The organism is Sorangium sp. So ce363, from assembly GCF_051520435.1.
Taxonomy (GTDB): domain Bacteria; phylum Myxococcota_A; class Polyangia; order Polyangiales; family Polyangiaceae; genus Sorangium; species Sorangium cellulosum_B.
The window spans coordinates 9,149,929-9,170,121 of sequence record NZ_CP150333.1 but is presented as its reverse complement, the minus strand read 5'-3'; the positions used below and the strand labels follow the sequence as shown (position 1 = coordinate 9,170,121).

The 20,193-nt window shown below is 67.0% G+C and carries 13 protein-coding genes and 1 pseudogene; 6 read left to right on the top strand and 8 right to left on the bottom strand.

The window, feature by feature from the left end:
* Window positions 1-3,256: 3,256 nt before the first annotated feature.
* Window positions 3,257-4,297, bottom strand: a complete 1,041-nt coding sequence (locus WMF12_RS34515; protein WP_437852248.1) for a putative sensor domain DACNV-containing protein — start codon at window positions 4,295-4,297, stop codon at window positions 3,257-3,259.
* A gap of 100 nt (window positions 4,298-4,397) precedes the next feature.
* On the opposite strand from WMF12_RS34515, the gene WMF12_RS34510 reads away from it, so the two are divergent.
* Window positions 4,398-4,928 carry a hypothetical protein gene (locus tag WMF12_RS34510; RefSeq protein WP_437852247.1) on the top strand — a complete coding sequence of 177 codons (531 nt, stop codon included), beginning with the start codon at window positions 4,398-4,400 and terminating at the stop codon, window positions 4,926-4,928.
* Between the two features lie 18 nt (window positions 4,929-4,946).
* A pseudogene (locus WMF12_RS34505) lies at window positions 4,947-5,738 on the top strand (transposase); the annotation flags it as partial.
* A 150-nt stretch (window positions 5,739-5,888) separates the two neighbouring features.
* On the opposite strand, the gene WMF12_RS34500 reads toward WMF12_RS34505, so the two are convergent.
* The 3 genes from WMF12_RS34500 to WMF12_RS34490 all read right to left on the bottom strand — a co-directional run bounded on the left by WMF12_RS34500 (window position 5,889) and on the right by WMF12_RS34490 (window position 8,979).
* Window positions 5,889-7,031, bottom strand: a complete 1,143-nt coding sequence (locus tag WMF12_RS34500; RefSeq protein WP_437852246.1) for a Gfo/Idh/MocA family protein — start codon at window positions 7,029-7,031, stop codon at window positions 5,889-5,891.
* Window positions 7,032-7,191: 160 nt separating this feature from the next.
* A complete protein-coding gene (locus WMF12_RS34495) occupies window positions 7,192-8,433 on the bottom strand; it encodes a TIM barrel protein (protein WP_437852244.1) in 1,242 nt (413 codons plus the stop codon).
* 354 nt (window positions 8,434-8,787) lie between these two features.
* On the bottom strand, window positions 8,788-8,979 hold the full coding sequence (locus WMF12_RS34490) for a hypothetical protein (protein ID WP_437852243.1): 192 nt from the start codon (window positions 8,977-8,979) through the stop codon (window positions 8,788-8,790).
* Window positions 8,980-9,753: 774 nt separating this feature from the next.
* On the opposite strand from WMF12_RS34490, the gene WMF12_RS34485 reads away from it, so the two are divergent.
* Window positions 9,754-11,721 carry an MASE1 domain-containing protein gene (locus tag WMF12_RS34485; RefSeq protein WP_437852242.1) on the top strand — a complete coding sequence of 656 codons (1,968 nt, stop codon included), beginning with the start codon at window positions 9,754-9,756 and terminating at the stop codon, window positions 11,719-11,721.
* 289 nt (window positions 11,722-12,010) lie between these two features.
* Here WMF12_RS34485 and WMF12_RS34480 read toward each other — a convergent pair whose 3' ends face one another.
* The 4 genes from WMF12_RS34480 to WMF12_RS34465 form a co-directional block, all read right to left on the bottom strand.
* Entirely contained in the window at window positions 12,011-13,552 is a 1,542-nt protein-coding gene (locus WMF12_RS34480; RefSeq protein ID WP_437852241.1) for a DUF1552 domain-containing protein, read from the bottom strand.
* Window positions 13,553-13,554: 2 nt separating this feature from the next.
* Complete coding sequence (locus tag WMF12_RS34475) at window positions 13,555-15,408, bottom strand: DUF1592 domain-containing protein (RefSeq protein WP_437852240.1); 1,854 nt, start codon at window positions 15,406-15,408, stop codon at window positions 13,555-13,557.
* A gap of 619 nt (window positions 15,409-16,027) precedes the next feature.
* Window positions 16,028-16,291, bottom strand: a complete 264-nt coding sequence (locus WMF12_RS34470) for a hypothetical protein (protein ID WP_437852239.1) — start codon at window positions 16,289-16,291, stop codon at window positions 16,028-16,030.
* Window positions 16,288-16,659, bottom strand: a complete 372-nt coding sequence (locus WMF12_RS34465; RefSeq protein ID WP_437852238.1) for a hypothetical protein — start codon at window positions 16,657-16,659, stop codon at window positions 16,288-16,290. Before WMF12_RS34465 ends, WMF12_RS34470 begins: the two co-directional genes overlap by 4 nt.
* 472 nt (window positions 16,660-17,131) lie before the next feature.
* On the opposite strand from WMF12_RS34465, the gene WMF12_RS34460 reads away from it, so the two are divergent.
* The 3 genes from WMF12_RS34460 (at window position 17,132) to WMF12_RS34450 (ending at window position 20,072) form a co-directional block, all read left to right on the top strand.
* Complete coding sequence (locus WMF12_RS34460; RefSeq protein WP_437852237.1) at window positions 17,132-18,373, top strand: transposase; 1,242 nt, start codon at window positions 17,132-17,134, stop codon at window positions 18,371-18,373.
* A 192-nt stretch (window positions 18,374-18,565) separates the two neighbouring features.
* Window positions 18,566-18,694: a hypothetical protein gene (locus WMF12_RS34455; RefSeq protein ID WP_437852236.1), complete on the top strand. Its 129-nt coding sequence runs from the start codon at window positions 18,566-18,568 to the stop codon at window positions 18,692-18,694.
* A 178-nt stretch (window positions 18,695-18,872) separates the two neighbouring features.
* On the top strand, window positions 18,873-20,072 hold the full coding sequence (locus WMF12_RS34450) for a hypothetical protein (protein ID WP_437852235.1): 1,200 nt from the start codon (window positions 18,873-18,875) through the stop codon (window positions 20,070-20,072).
* Window positions 20,073-20,193: the final 121 nt, after the last annotated feature.

The following is a 20,193-nucleotide window of genomic DNA, read 5'->3' as shown; positions in this document are numbered from 1 at the left end:
CGACGTGGAGCGACAGGTAGGAGAGCGCGCCGCGGGGCACCGTCGCGACCATAGTTCCCACGGTGCCAAGCGTTTCCTCGATCTCACTATGGGGCGCCACAGGTGTCGTCGCTGGCTTTGCAGAAGCCGCTGCAGCAGTCGCTGTTGAACTCGCAGGAGCCGCCCAGTATGACGCAGCAGTTGCCGTCCACGCACCTCCCGCTGACGCCGCATTCGGCGTCGTTCTGGCACGGATCCCCGGGAGAAGAAATCCCGTGCTGGTCGTTCGAGAGCCCCCCGGAGGGGGAAGTCTTCTGGCCGTGTCCCTGGCCACCGGACGTCCGGCCGCTCGGACGCTTGCTCTTCCCCGCCATCTGTGGCTTCGCCTGCCCGGCGTCCCCATGGTGCGCTTGGTTCGCGTGAGCCGCCCCGACTACTGCCAATGAGGTTGCCAGCGCGTATGTTCCGATGAGCTTCGTGAAATGGATCATGTTCGCTTCCTCTGGTGCGGACGGAGTGATGGATTCACGGCGGTGTGCCCGACCTGGGCGCTGCGCGCACGTCCCATACATCCACCCCACTGCACGGGACATAGTGCCGGGGACCACGCACGCCAATCGGACGGCGAACAGTGTAGCTCCGACGGCGAAGAGCTGGCGCGCGCAGGCGGCGACGCCGAGCACGAGCTCGCGGCGGTCGGTCTTGTCGGGCCAGTGGTCGATGGAGAGGCAGAGTTCGCCGTCGGGGCGCACCCGGCCGGCACTCTCACTATGGGGCACCACATCAAAGAATGTTCTGTCAACCCAGGGCAGGTCCCGCAGTTGGGGCTTGACGTCTCCGAAACGTTTGGACTTTCTTCTCCCCCAAAAGCCGGCGGGACCTGAAGAACAGGCACCCCGATCCGCCTATTCCCGTCCAAATTCCCGCTTGTACGCGGGATTTTAGGTTCTCTCACCGGGGACTAGATAGCTAGACAGCCAAATTGGCTGGTGGGTCTTCCGCTCGAGGGGGGTGGGCTTCAGAGAGGGTATGGCATTCCACAACCACGCTCTGCTCGATGAGGTCTGCGCATGCGCCCCGCTATCGGATGGATCACGGTCGCCGCCGTCTCCCTGCTTTTCGCGTTCGGTGTGATCTTAAAAAAACTCGAGCCCGGGTCCTGGGACCCGCGTCTCGCGCCCATACTCTCCTCAGCAGCCTGCGGCGACTCCGGGCAGGCGTGCTGCGAGCCGGGCGGGGTCTTCAAGGTCGCGCACTGCAACGACGGCTTCGGCTGCGACGGGCGCAGCAACACCTGCGGCCCTTGCGGCCGTGGCGGACAGGCCTGCTGCGACGGACCGAGCACCTGTTTCGGTGGCATTTGCAGGACGGACCCTCTCGATCCGACGAAGTACGACATTTGCCGTGAGGGACGCTGCGACGACGGGACGCACACCTGTCAGGCTTGCGGCCAATGGCCGGACAGCCCCTGCTGTGCGCCTGACGCGAACTTCGCCACCCCGCGCTGCATCGGCGCCGAAATCACATGTAACTTCGAGTCGTCTAGGTGCGAGAGATGCGGCTTCCTGAACGAGCTCGCCTGCGGGTCGTCTTGCAGAGCGGGCGCCTATGATGGCACGACCGGGCGTTGCGTGCCTTGTGGCAAGTTCGGCCAGCCGCCGTGCGCGGGAGCCTGCGACAGCGGGTTGGAGGCCGAACTGTTCGAAAACGTCTGCGTGTTGCCGTGCGGCCGGGAAGGCCAGGATTGCTGCGAAGGGGGCCGCTGCCGGGCCGGGCAACTCACGTGCTCCAACGGGATGTGCAGTGCCCTGTCGGGAGCACTGCCTTGTGTAGTTGTTGGGTTGAACGTGCGCGGCGTAGGCCGTAATGTGCGTGCGAGCTTCACTACGCTGCCCACTTTGAGTACATCGAGGATATCGGTGGGGGGGTTCGGGAACCAGTACCGTGTTCCCACGTTCTATCACCTCTACAACCTTGCCCTCAACACAGGCCGGCTGTGGGGTATACCCCTCAACTACCCGGCCGGGCGATTGCCCTACCGCATCGAGGCGTGCGGAAAAGTGTTCGACGGCACCGTCTATGTCCCGGGGTCACCAGGGGGGTGTGGCACCGAGACTGCCTATCCGTGTAGCGGTGAGTGCGAGAATGGGCTTGAGGTCGGTAAGCTCGGCTTTCTCGGCCCGGATCGCTGTCTGGTGCCCTCGAAAAACTACAGCAATCCTCCGGCACCAGGATCGTTGTCGTGTTATCCTCCTTCTCTCCCTTGCCCGTTTGAGACCATGACGACCTGCGCTTTTGCTAACACGTGCGTTCCATGTGGCGGCGACCTGGAGCCCAAATGCACGAACGGAAGCCGTCCCTGCCGGACTTTCCGCGAACTCGACGAAAGCTGCTCTGCCGACTATCCGTAGGTTCAAGCTTCAGTGCGCCAGGTGAAGCCTGGACGAGGGGGATGCCATGTAGAACAAGCTGAAAGCTCGCGATGGATCTCCAGCGGGTTCAAGCAGCGATCCCCCTCGAGACGCCGACCTGAGGGTAGTTCCTCGGAGCAACGCGACACGCCCCGACAACTCCGCAGCGCGTGCGTTAGGTCGGAGAACGGACGCCGGCCCGATCCATAGGGTATCTTGCCCCGCAGGCTGTGGAGTGAAGGTGGCCCCTTCGATGCATTGATAAATTATTGATATAGCATCGTTCTTTTTTCAGGAGGGCCGGATCGCATAGAGGAATGTTCTGTCAACCCAGGGAAGGTCCCGCAGTTGGAGCTTGACGTCTCCGAAACGATTCGACCTCCTTTTCCCTTCCGCGCCATGCGCGAGCGGATCGAGAAACTCGTTGCGCAGGCGTAGCGGTTCAGTGTCTACCGGCGCCACCTGCCGGAGGCGATCGTTCTCAGGCTCCACGCGATCTGCTTCTGGCGTGCGGAACTGCTGCTCCGGCGCTCCCTTGGAGATGACGACGCTGTCCTCGAAATCGACTGGCCCGTCCCGAAGGCGCCGCCGCGCCTCGAGAACTGCGCCGACGTGCGCGCGCGATCACGTCGCGCCGTTTCTTCGTGCCCGTAAGGCCGAACAGTAGAGTCTGCTCTCGAGGTCAAGCTCCGTCGGCTCGGCGCCCTCCAAGTTGAGTTCGTGCACCGTCGCGCCTCACAGATCCAACGTTAGCTCCAAGTGGCGGTGAACAAGAACTACCCGGCGCTCCCCGTCCCATCGCATGCTCGAGAGAGCACCGTCCTGAGACGCGACGACCGCCGTCGAACCAGGGAATCTGTTGCAGGCTATGGCGGCAGACAGATGTCTGGCGCCACCCACGCCTGCGAGCTCACCTGATTCAGGGGGGCTGTTGGCGCCGTTGTACGGGTCAATGTATTCGACCCCAATTTGCCATGCGGCTGATCCGTTTTGAAGAATACCCCGAAGCAAATTACTGTTAGGTCTGGCGCTATGACGGTCATGCCGTCTGTTCCAGTGAAGTGAGCGATTGACTCGAGTGCGGATCGCAGGCGCGACTCGGTCGCCTGGTCGCCAAGCGTTGGTTTCATTATGAAGGTAGTTAAGTCTTCATTTGTGGTGTATGCTCCGATCTTATCCGCGTCGGGAACGCGTATGCGTGCCGTGGGTCTCTTTGGAGCAAGGATATGGCTTGTTGTGTGGTTCTTCCAGTCTAGTCCGTGGGGTAGCACAAGGAGAGCCCCTCCATGGCCCATGCGTACCATGCATTCGGCGATGCGCGTAAAGCACATTCGTAGCTGGGTCTTTGAAGCGTCACTGGCATAGGAGGAGAACGGTGGTGATAGCGCTCGTTCTACATCTTGTATCAAATCGAAGTCCCCTCGATAGAGAGCTGCCACGCCGCGTCGGTACGTGAGTATTAGCCTGGTATCGTAGCGGGCTGCAAGCACGCCGGGATCGAGGACTCGAACGACGAAATGGCTGGGGCGAACCTGGCCGAAATAATGGATCCCTGCGATCTTGAGTTCGTTCTGGGTCGACCTTATGCCGATGTAGGTGCGCGATGGATCCATGGCCGCGGACAGCCTGGAAAGTGTCTTTGGAGTGAGTGTCAGCGGAGTTTCAAATTCGTAGTCGAGGAAATCATCTTTCTCAATTAGGAATAGGGTGAATGTCACCTTTCTGCCTTCCTCGCGCTCGAGGCTGCCCACGAAGGCGAGCGATAGGCTCTGGGAGATCTGTGCTGATGTTGGCGGGGCTGGTGTGTTGGCCCCAGACTTCGTTTGTTCCGTAAAAATTCGCGCGGTGCACGTCGCCACGTGCTCGACGAGTCTTTGGTCGTGTGGGAACCTGACCAGGTCGCTCATTCTTCGAGCCTAAAGCAGTTCCCAGTCGAAGACCAGCTACGAGGAGTCGACGAACCGCGCCGTCAACACGCTCGACGGGGCTCGACACGTCCGAGCGCGTGTGGGCTGTGCGCACGTCGAGAGCCGAGCGGCAGCGCCGCGAGCTCGTGCGGCGAGCAGCGCGCCGAACAAGCATCACCCGGCCGGGGCGCAGACCCTGGCCGCGCTCGCGCGCGAGCTCGGGAGCCGGGTGTGCGTGGAGGGGGGCGCCCTGGCGGGCCTGCCCGCGCCGGAGCGCCGCTGGGGAGGCGGCGGGGTGCACCTGCTCGACTGCGGAACCCGCTACAGCCACGCGGCGCACGCGACCGAGCTCGCGCCGAAGGTGTGGGCCGCCCTCGTGCGGCCCTGGTTCGAGGGGGTCAGCGGAGCCCCGAGCTCTCCCCGCTCAAAGCGTGCATGCAACTGTCGCTCTTCGGCGGCGCCGTTGTGCGCCTCGATGAGGACGGCGTCCCCCTCGGAGGCGGACGACGAGGATCGCTTCCGCCCCCGGGGCAAGAGCCTGTGGGCCGGCGAGGTGGCAGGCTTCAACATCCATGCGGGCGTCACGCTCCGCGCGGGGGATCGCGCCGTCCTTGAACGGCTGTGCCGCTAGGGCGCGCGCCCGCCCTTCAGCCTGGAGCGCATCTCGCTCCTGCCCGATGGCCGCGTCGCGTACCGTCTTCGCAAGCCCCGTCGCAACGGCGCGACTCACCTGGTGCAGGCGCCCGTGCATTTTCTGGCGCGCATCGCGGCTCTCGTGCCTCCACCCCGGTATGCGTTGCTGCGCCTTTCCGGCGTGCTCGCGTCGGGCTCGTCGTGGCGAGCCGCCGTGGTGGCTCACCGGCCCGCGGCGACGGGCATCCCGGTGCTGGAGACGAAGACGAAGACGAGCGCGCAGCAGGATCTCGGGCGGCTCCCGGCCGGCACCCGCTATCAGGAGGCCAAGGACGCGCTCGGCGGCCTCTCGGTCGAGGTCATGTTCCATAGCCACCTGAGCCACGCGGCCCAGGAGCTGAAGCGCCTGCTCTGCGCGGCCGACGCCATGCGCCGCGCCTTCGATCTCGGCTACCTCTCGGGCTTCGATGCGCTGTCGACGCCGAGGGGCCAGCGCTGCGCCATGCTCCTCACGATGGCCGGTCTCCTGGAGTTCCCCGCAGATCAGAACTTCATCGATGGCCTCTGGTCGATGGCGCTCAAGGCGCTGCGGCTCCCGCAGATCTCTCGCAGCATGGTGCGCGCCTGCATCACCGACGAGGATCACGAGATATCGAACTACTACGGATCGCGGCGCGGGCTGGGCCAGCTCCTGGCAGCGCTCGAGAAGAGCGATCCGGTGACGTTCGAGCAGCTCGGCACGGACGACCCGCTCGTGGGGAGGCCGGCGGAGCTCGATCTCGGGGCGGGGGAGCGGCCGGTGGGCTGAGGGAGGCCGTGAAAAGGGGCTCCACCGAGTGCGGGCGAGCGGCGCCGAGCGGCGCTCGGTGAAGGTCGGGCAGCCGAGCTCCCGGACGGGAGCGGGGGGAGCGATCGAGAAAATCCCCGCTAGGGCGGAGCCCATCGGGGTATTTTCCGTTTATAGATCAACCCAGATCGCGCCCTTCCTGGAGCTCTCCACCGCCTTGACGACGAACTGGATGCCCCGGACGCCGTCCTGGACCGTGGGATAGCCGCCCTGGGGCGCCTGCCCGGACTTCGCCCGGCGGATGTCCGCGCAGACGTTCTTGTAGATCGTCGCGAAGGCCTCCAGGTAGCCCTCGGGATGGCCCGAGGGCGTGCGGGTGCACTCCTTGGCGGCTTCGCCCATGTAGCCCTGGCCGCGTCCCCAGGTCTCCCATCCCTTGCCCTTCGGCTTCACGACGAGGTAGTTCGGGTTCTGCTGGTGCCATTCCAGGCCCGCCTTGGTACCGTAGATGCGGATGTTCAGGTTGTTCTCCTCGCCGCAGGCCACCTGGGAGCAGGTGAGGACTCCCTTGCCGCCGTTCTGGAGGCGCAGCAGCATGTTGGCGTCGTCGTCGAGGGTGCGGCCCGGGACGAAGGAGGTGAGATCGGCGCATAGGGACTTGATCTTGAGCCCAGTGATGTATTCCAGCAGGTTCTCGCCGTGGGTGCCGATGTCGCCCACGCAGTTGGAGACGCCGGAGCGGGCCGGGTCCGTGCGCCAGGCCGCCTGCTTCTGGCCGGTCTGCTCGATGGGGTCCATCAGCCAGTCCTGGATGTACTCCACCAGCACCTTGCGGATCTCGCCGATCTCGCCCTTTTGGACCATCTCGCGCGCCTGCCGCACGGCGGGATAGCCGGTGTAGTTGTGGGTGAGGCCGAAGACGAGCTTGCTCTTCTCCACGAGCGTGGCGAGCTCCTGGGCCTCCTCCAGGTTGTAGGCGAGGGGCTTGTCGCACACCACGTGGATGCCGGCCTCGAGGAAGGCCTTGGCCACGGGGAAGTGCATGTGATTGGGCGTGGCGATGATGACGAAGTCGATGCCTTGGGGGTGCTTGGCCTCCTCCACCGCCATCTTGCGGAAGTCGTCGTAAGAGCGATCGAGGTCCCAGGCCTCGGCGCTGGCCTCGGCCCTGGCCGGATCGGAGGACATGGCGCCGGCCACCACGAGGGCCTGGCTGTCGAGCTGGGCGGCGATGCGGTGCACCGAGCCGATGAACGCCCCGGCGCCGCCGCCGACGATGCCTGCCCGGAGACGTCGTTTGGTGATGTCGGACATGGGAAGGACCTTTCCTTGGTTTCGATTCTTCGAGGGTTCTTCGTTCTTGGCGCTCGGTTCTTCGTTGTGGCCTCGCGGGCCGTTCTTCCACCAAGAAGGAACAACTGAGTACCAGGAACCTATCTCTGAGGCCCGAGGGCCGGCAGCTCCCGGCGAATCTTCAAGTCCTGTACGCCTGCCGCCCGAAGCCCTGCACCGGGATGCCCTGGGCCGGCATGACCTCGTTCTGCAGCGCGAACATGCAGGCCGCGGCCTCGTCGATCTTGCGCGTGAACGCGAGGGAGCCCTTGAGGACGGGCTTCAGCTTCTCCTTGTCCTGGACGCGCGCCGGCGGGAACTCGTGCTCGACCACGAGGGGGGTGTTGGCGACGTCGAGCTCGAGCAGCTCGCGGGCGGCCAGCTGGTGGTCGAGCCAGTCCACGGTGCGGTTCTGGAGGTAGCCGAGCGGGTCGTGCCTGGCCGTGCCCGGCAGCTCGTGCATGCTGTAGACCACCTGCTTCTTCCAGGCGTTGAGGAGGTCGGACGCGTTGCCGGAGACCTCGCCCTGCTTCCAGTCGCCGCGCTGCATCACCTGGCCCTGGTAGCCCCAGGCCGCCACGCCCTTGGTATCGATCACCTGGCCCTTCACGTGGAAGCCGGCGATGAGGAAGGCGTAACCTGTGTCCTTGAGGTACTGGAAGACGGAGCGGGTGTCCTGCCCCATGAGGATGGCGTGGGAAGGATCGTAGTGGATGCGGAGCTGGTCCCCCACCCCGTGCTTCTCGGCGATCCGGTGGAGGGCGATCCAGGCCCCGGGCACGTGGCCGATGTTGTTGACCCAGAGATCGGTGGGGTTCCAGCCGGGCATGGGGCATTGCTCCACCCGGTACTGCAGGCCGCGGTCCTTGGCCGCCTTGAGGAGCGGGACGAACTCCTGCTCGAACATGACCAGGTTCTGGTCCATGCTGAGCTTGATGTTCCGGCCCACGAAGCCGCACACCGCCCTCGCGCCCAGGAGGACCGCCGCGTCCATGGCTTTGACCATGAAATCGTGCTTCTTCTTCCGGTTGGCGTCATCGTCGGTGAGCAGGTTGTCGAAGTAGGCGACGTCGGTGATGCCGACGCACGCCTCCTTCATGGCGGCGAGCACGCGGTCCGCGCGCTTCCTGTCGAGGGGCTTGCGCAGATCGAGGGTGTTGGCCACCGGGTCCAGCATGGCCTCGGCGGGCACGTCGCTCTCGGTGGGGTGCAGGGCCGCGGAGAGCTGGATGTTCTCCACGTCCAGCTCGCGGGCAAACTGCAGCCAATCCTCGATGGCCCGGTCGGGGTCCGGGTCCCGCACCTCCCGGGGAGTCAGCTCCTGGAGGGCGGCGGTGAGGACGCTCATCTTCATGAACTTGGGCTCGAACGCTCTGACGGCCATGGTCGGATCCTCCTTCTGCGGGCTCCGCTGCCCCGGAGCCCAAGGCAGCGGTTGCCCGTGATCTCGGTTGGGGATCTATAGCTATCCGGCCGGAACGCCCCAAGGGAAGCCCCGGCGCGGCCGTCCAGCCGGACGCGGAGAGGTCGCCGCGATCCGATGGAGGCGGGGGCCCTCCCGGTTCGGGGCACCTCGTCGCATCCACGCTGTACCAATCCAGTACGAGTGAGCGGAGCGGTCCCTTCGCGCTCGAGCGCGCGTCGCCCCCGAGACCAGCACCGCACTGCTTCGGCAAGTTCACCACCAGGCGGCACAGAGGGCATTCGGGGACATGGCGCCATGCCCCTGGCTTGCCGCTCAGGGGCGGTACCGCGGATCGTCGAGGAAGGCGGGATCGGTCAGCGACCGCAGGAACGCCACCAGATCGGCCTTCTCGTCCGGAGAGAGCCCCAGTTCATCGATCTGCGGATCGGTGGAGAAATGGCCCAGCCCGCCGCGATCGTAATGGTCGACCACCTCCTCCAGCGTCGCCAGCGAACCGTCGTGCATGTAGGGGGCGCTCGCCGCAATGTTCCGCAGACCGGGCACCTTGAATTTGCCAAGGTCTCCCGTCCGTCCGGTGATCCCTTGCGCTCTCCTTTCTGGGTCCTTGTCTGCCTAACCCAAGGTTTCCCTCGACGGAGGGAGAGCGCCATGCTGCCATCACATGAGATCGCGCGGCCGGCAGCACCTCACGGCAGCCGACCTCGTGTTGCCCTCCCTCCTGCCCCGAGCTCGAGCCTAAAGCGGAGCTCCTCCGACGTGTCCGGTTGCGCGGCCACGGTCGGCAGCTGCGGGAACCAGCAGGGGCAACGTTGCGGACGCCACGTTCCGATGATGCCTTCTCCCCGGTGGTCTCCGCGCAGCCCTTCAACGTGGCGGAGTTCTGAGGCGCCGCTCCGGGTTGTGATGGCCGACCTGCGGTGTTCGGCCGCCGGCGCGAGGTCGAGGCCCTGACCGAACGCGGGGAGCCGTTCGATCTCGACGTCGTGTCGTCGCGGAGCGTGGCGTGGAGCCACCCCGACTTCCTCGTGGGATCGTTCCAGGCGCGGCCGATTTCCGGGAAGGCGTCAGCATTCTGCTCAACGGCTCACGGCGCTGACAGCCGCGTCGAGGTCCGAACCGGCCTCCCGTCGCCCGCCTCCTGAGGGAGCGGTCGGCCCACCTCTGGTGGCATCCAGGGGGCGTTTCCCGGGCCGGATGCATAGGCTTCCGGACAGGGGCAAGATGGGATGCGCTAGTACGTTCAACCGGCAGACGTGGCTCCACGCCCTCGTGCTCGGGGTGGCGTTCTTCGTGGTGGCGAGGCTCGCCAACCAGTTCGCCTTCCCGCCTCATCCGAGCTCCGTGCTCTGGCTGCCGAGCGGGCTCACCCTCGCCTTCTTGCTGCGGAGCCCGCCCCAGCGTTGGCCCGCCCTGCTGGCCGCCGTCTTCGTCGCCGAGGTCACCTCGGTCCTCGTCCATCCCTTCCCCATACCGCCCTGGGTTTCCGGTTTGTGGGGCCTCGCCAATTGCCTGCGCACCCTGGTCGGGGCGTGCCTGATACGGCATTTCGTGGGGACCGCCGTCCTGCTCTCCCGCCGCTGGGAGATCGCCGGGTTGCTCCTCTTTGGAGGCCTGGTCAGCCCCCTCGCGAGCGCCACGCTTGGCTCGTTCGGCTACACGTTCTCCAGCGCGCCTTCTTGCTTCGTGGATGACTGGGTGAACTGGTGGTTGAGCGATGGGCTAGGAACCATCCTGGTTGCCCCGCTGCTGCTCACCTGGACGCCGGCGGCCCTCCGCCCGAAGTGGTCGCGCCGCCTCGCGGAGCTTTCGGCAATGCTGGCCCTGACCGCGCTGGGCACGCACTTCATCTTTGGCGATCCCGCGCCCGAAGGGGTCCGCGCCTCGCTTGCGTACGTCAGCTTTCCCTTCGTCCTGTGGGGTGCGCTGCGGATGGGTCCCGTCGGTGCAGCGAGCACCTCGGCCGTGGTGGCGATGATCGCGCTCTGGCACACCACCCACGGGCTGGGTCCGTTCGGCGCCCTGCCTGCTTCGCTGCCCGAAAAGGTGCTTACGCTCCAGATGTTCCTGGCGATCCTCGGCCTGACGGCCCTGACGCTGGCCGCGGTGGTCGCGGAGCGATGGCGGACAGAGGAGCTGCAGCACTTGCTCGTCGAGGCAGGGGCGATGCTCGCGTCGTCGTTGAATGTCCACGATACCTTTCCGCGCGTGGCCCGTCTCGTCGTGCCTCGGGCGTGCGCAGGTTTTGCCGTGTGGCTCGCGAGCGAGCATGGGCGGCTCGAGGTTTTGGGTCAGGCGGGATGGAGCGCCGCCAGGCAGGCACGCCTGGAGGGTCACCTGCCGCCGCTGCCGACCACATCGAAGCGCTGGAGCACCCAGGAAGGCACGGCGGTGCTCGCTCCGCTGCGGGGCCGAGGGCAGGTTCAGGGGGCGCTCGTGCTCATGAGCGACGACCGGGCCCGCCACGCCGGACGAGCGGACCTCGCGCTGGCCGAGGATCTGGCCCACCGGTGCGGCATCGCGCTGGAAAGCGCACGCCTCTTCGCAGAGGCCGAGCAGGCCATCGCGGCGCGCAACGAGTTCATTGTCCTGGCCGCCCACGAGCTGCGCACGCCGCTCACGTCGCTCACCCTGCATGTGCAAAGCTTCGACGCGCTGCTGCGCCGAGAGGGCGCCTCGAAAGCCGCGCGCGAAAAAGTCCGCGCAATGTCGCGCCAGCTCGAGCGTCTGAGTCAGCTCGTCGAGCGTGTGCTGGACGTGGGGCGTATCACCACGGGCCAGATGGAGATCCACAGGGAAGCGGTGGACGTGGTCGGGATGGTGGAGCAGGTGGCGGGCGCCTTCGCCGAGGATGCGATCCAGGTTGGGAGCGAGCTGCGGGTCGAGGCCGAGGCGGACCTCACGGCGTGGTGGGACCGGGGCCGCATCGAGCAGGCGCTCGTCAACGTCCTGGCGAACGCGCTCAAGTTCGGGGCTGGGCATCCCATCGAAGTTCGCGTATCCCGCGAGGGAGGAGATGTGCGCATCGAGGTGAAGGATCACGGCATCGGCATCGCTTCCGAAGCGCTGACGCGCATCTTTCAGCGCTTCGAGCGGGCGGAGTCGTCCCGCAGGTACGGGGGGCTGGGTCTCGGGCTGTTCCTCACCCAGCGGATCGTCACGTCCCACGGCGGGGCGATTCACGTGGAGAGCCAACCCGGGGAAGGAGCGACCTTCGTGCTGCAGCTCCCGGTGGGAGAGCAGGGATGATCAGCGTGCAGCATCAGGACCGGCGAGAAAGTGGCTGCTCCCGCTCGCCCCGAGGCGTCGCCGTCGCTGCCAGCTGCTCGCCTCGGGCAAGCGGCGCTCGGCGCTGGACACGTACTTGAGGGAGGTAGTTGGCAACAACCGCCCCGCAGGCTGCGGAGTGAAGGCGGCCCCTTCGATGCATGGATAAGTTATTGATATAGCGTCGTTCTCAGTGGGACCATCCATCCGGATAGCCGCACGGGCGCTCGTGCGAGCGCCCCAGTGATCGCTTCGTCGATCGCGATCGCCGCTATGCTTTCAAGTACGGCAAGAGCTCGTTCATGTTCTGGAGCACCGCGCTCGGATAGATGTCCTTCATCCATTCACCGACGAACTTCACGCCATAGCCGCCGTCGGGGTCGGATTGGTATTCGGCCGGAGGCACGCCCATTCCTTGAAGCACGTTCGCGAACCACTGATTGTAAGGCAAGCCCGCATAGTCGGGCTCGGCAGGGTTTTCAGAGAGGTCGTACGGCAGGTTCAGATCCCGGTAATCGAGGTAGCTTCCCGTCCGGAAGAACCCGCCTGCGCTGCCGGCCGTCACGATCGGCTGCGACATCGAAAAATGGGTGACTGCGCCCGACTCCTGGTTCCAGTGGACCAGCGTGCTGTCAAGCAACGTGGAGCCGTCCGCCTCCTCGACGGCATCGAGCTTCGTCACCAGGTCGAGGAAGACATTCTCGAAGAAGCGCTGGTGCGCCGCCCGGAGCGTCTCCTGCTGGGCGGGTAGATCCGCCATGTGCGCGATGTCGTTATGCCAATCGCCGGCGAACGGGGAGAACTGCTCAATGACCTCGAGCGTCGCGATGCGCGACGTGTCGCAGACGAACGCGGCGACGATGACGTCGTTGAAGAGCGACCAATACTCGGCGTTGGCGCTCGGGTCGACGAGGTACGAGCTGTTGCCGTCCACGACGTCCATCGACCCGGTCGCCGGCCGCGACACGTCGCCGCACGAGACATGAACGTTGAGCTTGCGCTGGAGCTCGTGCAGTCGATCGAAGTGATCGTCGAGGCGCTGGCGGTCCGCCTTGGAGAGCCGGGTGTTCGCGTTGCGCAGGCGCTTGTAGTCCTCCATCACCCGGTCGACGATGAGCGGGCGTTTGGGCGCTTCCTCCTCGGCCGGCACGAAGATCTTCTTGAAGAGGTTCTGGGAGTCGTGCTCCACGGCGAGGGCGTCGATCGATCCCGATTTCGTCTGCGGGCTGGACCAGCCCCAAGAGATCCCATACTCGCCTAACATCGAGTAGACGCCCGTGCCGATCGCCATCGTCCGGACGAGGATAATATCGAGGTTCGGGTAGAACGACGGGGACCACGCCATCACCTGATCGATGGTCGGCATCGGCGACGATTGCACTTTATCGGCGTCGTGCCCGCCGTCGTTCGCGGCGAAGTTTCCGAGGTGGCCGCCGCCGTTGTGCCCGATCTCGAACGTAATATCGAGCCCGCGCAGCACGTTGAGCTTCGAGGCGATCTTGGGGGTGAGCTTGCTGGACGCCGCGGTCAGCACCGACGAGAGGCTCGCCGTTCCGCCTTCGAGCGCCGGCACGAGGTCGCCTCGGCGCACGTTCCGCCCGCGATACGCCGCCTCTTCGGTCAAGCTCGCGTCGTTCGGGAACATGTGCGATCCCCACACGCCGCCGTGCTTCGTGGCCATCGCCACGAAGCGCTTCGGTGAGGTGGTGGGCTCGGCGCGCGCGCTCCGCTCGATGAGGGACTCCAAAAAGGGCAGCGCGAGGACGAACCCTGCGGCACCGCGGAGGAACTGGCGTCGGGGATGGGTAGCCATGGTCATTGTCCGTCGAAGGAGCGCATCCGGAATGCGTCAATGAGAGCCACGCTGCGAAGCACGTCTCGGAGCGACTCGCCTTCCGACATCCGTCCGTGCAGCGCCGCGAGCGCGCAGCCGTCGGTGTCAAGGGACTCGGCGCGGCCGAACGTGAAGCGAAAATACTGGCGCGCGAAGCACGCCTGCGGTTTGCCGCTCTCGACCATCAAGCGGCTGAGATCGGCGGCGCCCTTGGAAGGAGCCGTCGCGCCGGTGGTAAGCATGGGCACCGACGACGTGTCGATCGGCGCTTCTCCGACCACCTCGCCCGTCTCGGGATCGTATAGGACTTGCGATTTCCGGGAGCGGCCGAGCGCGTCGAAGTTCTCGGTCGCGAAGCCGAGCGGGTTGATGAACCCAGCGTGGCAACCGGCGCAGGCGGTTCCAGGCTGCTCCGTGACCTGCTCGACGACTTGACGCGTCGAGTAGGTCTTGCTGAGCTCCGGCTTCTTGCTATTGGCGTTCGCAGGCGGCGGGGGAATCTCGTCGCAGAGGATCGCCTTGCGCAAGAAGACCCCTTTCATGATGGGCCTCGTGTTCGCCGAGCCGGTCGCCAATAGCGCGGCGCGCGTCAGGAGGCCGACGCGCGATCCATCGGGCAGCTCCGGCGGCGGGCTCGTCCCGTCCCACACCGGGACGCCGTAGAGCGTCGCGAGATCGTCGGTGCGAGCGAACGATTGCGTGCTCGTGAAGAGATCCGAGAAGGTGCCGCCGGAATCGAACGTATAATAGAGGGCCATGTCGGTGACCTCAGCGAACATCCGTTCGCGGAGCTCGGGCCCGGGCACGAAGTCGCCGATGAATGCATCGAAGACGGGAGTGCCGAGTCTCGTGTCGAGCTCCTCGAGATCCTCGCGATAGAGCCATTCGGAGAAGAAACTCGCAATGGAAGCCCGGGTTCGCGGGTCGTCGACGAGCCGATCGAGCTGGGCCTCGTACCCCTCGGGCGTGGCGAGCGCCCCGGAGCGGGCGGCGGCGAGGAGCTCCTCGTCCGGCGTGGTCTGCCAAAAATGGAACGACAGCCGCGCGGCGAGCTCGTACGACGTCACCGGGACGACAGCGCTGTTTCCCGTACCGTGCTCGACGAAATAGAGCATCCACGGCGCTGTGAGCAGGAGGCCGATGACGTCCGCGTAGTCGGGCGGGTCGAACGGCGGAGCTCCAGCGACGGCGCGGTAAAAGGCGATGTCCTCGTCGCTGACCGGCCGTCGCAGCGCCCGCTCTCCGAAGCGCCGGATAAAGTCGTCGAGGCACGCGTCGTCGTCACCGGCGTCGGGATTGGTCGCGCAGTCGCCGGCCACGGCTCCGAGGCGGCTCGGGCTAGCGGTCAGCTCGGCGCCCACGAACGTCGCGATCTGGTACGTCGCGTCGATGTACTCCTGGTGCACCGTCTGGTCGAGCCGCGTGTAGGCGCCAAACTTACCCCCCGGGCCTTCGCGCTTGTCGGGAGGGACAGCATCGAAGAGCGCCGCAGCGTTCGCGAGGATCGCCGGCGCGTCGCCCGGCAGCAGGTAGCTGACCAGGTCGCCGACGGCGTTCCGGTGCTGCTGTCTCGAGAGGCGCCGGAGCGGGGGCGTCGCTGGAACCGCTGCGGAATCACAAGTAAAACCGGGCGTGGCGGCATCGGGGCCGCCCGGAGCGGGCCCATCCCCGGCCTTGCCGACGCATCCGGCGAGGAGCAGGCAGAACGTTGGAGCGAGTAGACGATGTCGCATGGCCAACCGGGAGGGTACAGCGAGCCGGGTGTAATAGGTGACACAAATCGTCTCGGACAATGGCATTTGAATGTAAGCAAGTAGTGGGTAACTGTGAACCACGTTGCTCGTTGAAGGCAACCCCCGATGAGCGACGCGGGCATCCCGGCTTCGCGCGACCTGACCCGTTGAGAGCTCCCAGGCGACCACGCGATCGCTCGTGTCGGCGGACGCGAGGCGTCGGTCGTCCGGCGAGAACGCGACGGCGTTAACGATTGCTCACATCGGCGACAACCGCACGTTCGTTGTACGTGGAAAAGATGCGCGCAAGCTTACGATCGAACACACGCTTGCATTCGATGCCACATACAGGGAGCGGTGTGGGGGAGCGATGGGAGGGGTGCACGATGGCTGGAAAAAAATGGCTCACGCGGTACTTCGACGGCGACAACGACGGCGCGTAGGTAAAAGAAGCCGGTTCGCTGCGCGATGAAGTGTGGCGCGGCGAAGCGAAGCGGCGGGAGCGCGAACGTCGCGGCGGCTCGTTCATGGGGCGAAAGAGTGGTTCGGACGCGGTGCGGCGCGCGCAGAGCGGCGCATCGGCGTGCCGCGGGCACAAGTCGCCCTCCAGGCTTTTCTCTGGCCCGGGGTGTTCTTGCGGTAGGCTATGCGGCGTCGCCGAGCGCCTTGCGGCGCAGGACGGTGCTCTTCCAGTACGGCGGCCCCCGGTTGGGTGAGCGCGCTATTTCTCGCCCGCCGGCTCATGCCGAGCGGGTGCATTGTTGCAGGTACGAAGCTCGCCGCTCACCGGGAGGCGTTGAAATCGAAGAAGATCAAGCTCTCTGCCAAGGTCGACGCAGCGGTCCAGTCCGTCATTGCGTCCACCGAGGCCCTTGAGGCGCTCGGGAGCGTCGACGCCACGATGGTGGAGATCGATCGCGGCACCGACCGATGCATCGGCGCGTTCAGCTGCCAGCTCGCCAGCATCGAGCGCGCGTTCGATCACGACGACATCCTGCCGATGACGGATGACGAGGTGCGCGCCGTCGCGATGCGCTGCTGGTGCGCTCGGAGGTGCTGTCGTCGGGCACCGACTTCATCCGCCTTGTCTACTCCCAGCAGTGGGTGCGCATGAGCGCGATGATCAAGGCGCTCGACGGCAAGGACGTGAAGGCGGCGGTTGAGCGCCTCGGGCTCTCGGCCGAGGCAGGCCGCCTGCAGCGCTGGACGGAGCTGTACGGGAAGAAGCTCGGCGTCACCGAGGCGAAGGGCGCGGATCCGGCCGTCAAGGCGGTCGAGGCATGGCACGAGGCCTACGGCACGCTCCTGGTCCGGGTCCATGCCGAGTACGACGACGACAAGGACGAGACGCACGCGCTCCTCCGCGACCGGCTGCTCTCGCCGTACGAGGACGCGGCGGAAGAAGAGCGGCGCGCCGAGCAGCGCGCCCGCGCCGCCAGCGCCCCTCGACCACGAGGACACGGACCCCCTCGAGGCGGGGCGGCGCCGCCTCGGCGCCCTCGGTCCGCTCCCGTGGCTCGCCGCGCCGGGCTACCTCCGACGGCAACGCCACCCAGAACGTCGCGCCCTTTCCCGAAGCTGGCGCGTGACATCCAGCGGGAGCGACGTCCGGGGGCGCCTTCGCTCGACCCCGGCGGGCAGTCGCGCTGCCGCCGGCGCTCGTCGGCGCGATGGTCGTCGAGCTCGCGGGTGCGCCGCGCTCGCGCGAGCTTGCGGTCGCGAACACGGCGACACGCGGCGCCGCAGACACGCTGGGTGGTCAGGGCGCGCGGTGACGGTGTGAAGGGGCAGCGGCACTCGGTGCATCGAGGGCGGGACGCCATCCTTGGAGCGTCGCGGGCTGCGACGCGGTGGTCGCCTTTGCGGCGGAGATGGCTGGGGCGGCGCCCCCGGGCCCGATGCACTGACCGCAGCGGGTCGCATCTTCGTCGAGGAGATCGCGCGCTGGCAGAAGCAGAAGGCGACCGAGCGCGCCACGCCCGGCGGCGAGACCGGCTCGGTGACCTTCGTGCAACGGTTCGACTCCACGCTTGGGAGCTTCGTGCACTTCCACGTCGTGGCGCTCGATGGCGTATTCACTCGAAAGGACGGTCCCGAGGTCGTTTTCCACCAGGGCCCTGCGCCCTCGCGCGACGACATCGCCGCTGTCGCCGCGCGCGTCGAGAAGCGCATGATGCGGTGGCTGCGGCGGCGGAAGCTCGTGGACGACCGGCCGATCGAGCAGCGCTCCAACGAGGCCCCCGAGCTCTCCCCGCTCGAAGCGTGCATGCAACTGTCGCTCTTCGGCGGCACCTTTGTGCGCCTCGATGAGGACGGCGTCCCGCTCGCAGAGGCGGACGACGAGGGTCGCTTCCGCCCCCGGGGCAAGAGTCCGTGGGCCGGCGAGGTGGCAGGCTTCAACATCCATGCGGGCGTCACGCTCCGCGCGGGGGATCGCGCCTGCCTTGAACGGCTGTGCCGCTACGGCGCGCGCCTGCCCTTCAGCCTGGAGCGCATCTCGCTCCTGCCCGATGGCCGCGTCGCGTACCGCCTTCGCAAGCCCCGTCGCAACGGCGCGATTCACCTGGTGCTGGCGCCCGTGCATTTTCTGGCGCGCATCGCGGCTCTCGTGCATCCACCCCGGTATCCGTTGCTGCGCCTTTCCGGCGTGCTCGCGTCGGGCTCGTCGTGGCGAGCCGCCGTGGTGGCTCACCGGCCCGCGGCGACGAGCATCCCGGTGCCGGAGACGAAGACGAAGACGAGCGCGACGGCGCCACCGACCTGCGCCAACGACATCACGGCGCCACCTCCCGCGGCTACCTGGAACCCTCCGGCGAGCGCGCGCACGAGCCTCGGCGACGGCATCGTCCTGCCCGTCTACGCACGCATCGACTGGGCTTCCCTCATCCGCCGCGTCTATCTGGAGGATGTGCTCGCGTGTCCGTGCGGTGGGCGCCGGCGGCTCGTCGCCGACATCGGTCAACGTGCGCAGCGCGAAGCCATCCTGGCGCTCCTGACCCATCTCGGCATCCCCACCGAGCCGCCGCCCATTGCCAGGGCCAGAGACCCGTCGTTCGACGCGGCGTGAGCCTCTCGGCCTCGTCCCTCCGCGTGCCGCTCGCGCGTGGCCGTTGGCCAACCTCTGCCCGCAGCTCGACCCCACGCGAGCGGCGCCCTCGTTCTTGGGCCTTTTCGTGCTCCGCGCATCCCGGAGCGCCAGCCCGCGTTGGTGGCCCGCGCGGTTCTGCTTTTCGTGATCCGGCCGGCTCGTCCTAGCCTCTTGCCGAAGATCCGGCCGCGCGGCGCGCCGAAGACCTCGTCGCACGGGCGTGCGCTCGGCGCTCGCTGGAACAGCTCGGTGACGATGCCGACGAACGGCGGCATCGCGATCCACGACCGCTGGGGTTGACAGAATGGCACGGAATAGCCAGTCACGCCCGGGCTTTTCATAGCCGATGACAGACAGCAAGGCGCGACTCCGGAGGAGGCTGAAGCATCTGGGCGTTGGGCTCGCGGCTACGGCCGCGCTTTTCGTGCTCTTCCGGGCCGGCGCATCGGCCTGGGGGCAATCCCGGCTCCGCGATTACGTGGATGCCACCGAGGCCGAGTGGGACGCAGAGCGCGCGCAGCTCCGCGAGCGCGCGCGGGCCGCCCGCGCAGGCGCCGGGGGCGAGGACTGCGGGGCGAGCTATGCGAGAATACCGATGATCCCGCTGAGCCCCCTTTCCCAGATGTTGGAGCAAGCGATCGAGGCTGGGCCCAGCGCGCCGCTCTCCCCCGAGCTCCTCGCCGCTCTCGAGCGGCAGCGCCCGGCGCTGGACGCCTTCCGGCAGGCGGCGCGGTGCTCTCACGTCGAGCTGGCGAAAGACGCGCCGGTGGGCGATCTCGCGCTGGTGTGGCCGGCGCTGAGGGCGAGCCGACTGGTCTTGATCGAGGGGCACGCGCTCGCGGCCAGGGGAGACGCGCGCGGCGCCCTTGATCGCTATCTCACCGTGGCCAGGGTCAGCGCGGACATGTCCGCTGGGTCGCACACCGCTGTCGTGATCAGCGCGTTCGCCGCCACGCCCGCGTACCGCGGCGTCGCCGCGCTGGTCGCCGGCGCGCCGCGGCTCGCCCCCGCGGAGCTCGCCGAGCTGGACCAGGCGCTCGCGGAGCGAGGGCGCCACCTGCCTCTGCTCTCCGACGCTATCCGGAAGGAGCGCTTGGACCTCCGGAAGACGGCCGTGGGCCTGAGCGAGGGGGGCACTTCCGCCGAGGAGATCCCTTTTCGCGTGACGTCCACCAGCGTTCTCGCGCTCACCCTGGTGCTCCCGGCGGACGCCGTGTTCGGCGAGGGCATCCCCCAGCTCGACGCACGGCTGCGGCGCGCGGAGCAGATCGCGCTCGATGCGCAGCGCGATCCGTCTCAGATAGGACGATTCCGGGAGCTCGCGATCGACTCCCTCGCCGCCGAGGCCACCCCGTTCGGCACGTTCCGTGACCCTGAGTTTCTCCAGGACCTGGCGCGGCGGGATTGCGCCCTGCGAGCGTCGCATCTCCTCGCGCGCGCGGCCGTCGAGGCGGAGCGGGCGTATACGGACGGCGGCTACCCCGAGGCGCTCCCGGCCCTCGCGCAAGACCCTTGTGGGACAGGACCTCTCGTATACAGAAAGAGCCCGGACGGCGGTGGTTACAGCCTGTTCAGCGTCGGCAAGGATGGCAAGGCAGGCGGTCCGCGCGCCGAAAACGGCAGGATCAGCGACGGGGACGATCTCGTCGTCACCCGGCGAGGAGAGGGCATCCGGTAGCGGGCGATCAGGCGGCGGAGCGCTAGCCTGGATTTTCACCGAGATAGTTCGCCCAACCGCGCAGCATGAGGCCGTCCCGCAGGCTCGGTATCCGGAGGACGCGGTTTCACGCGGAACGGCG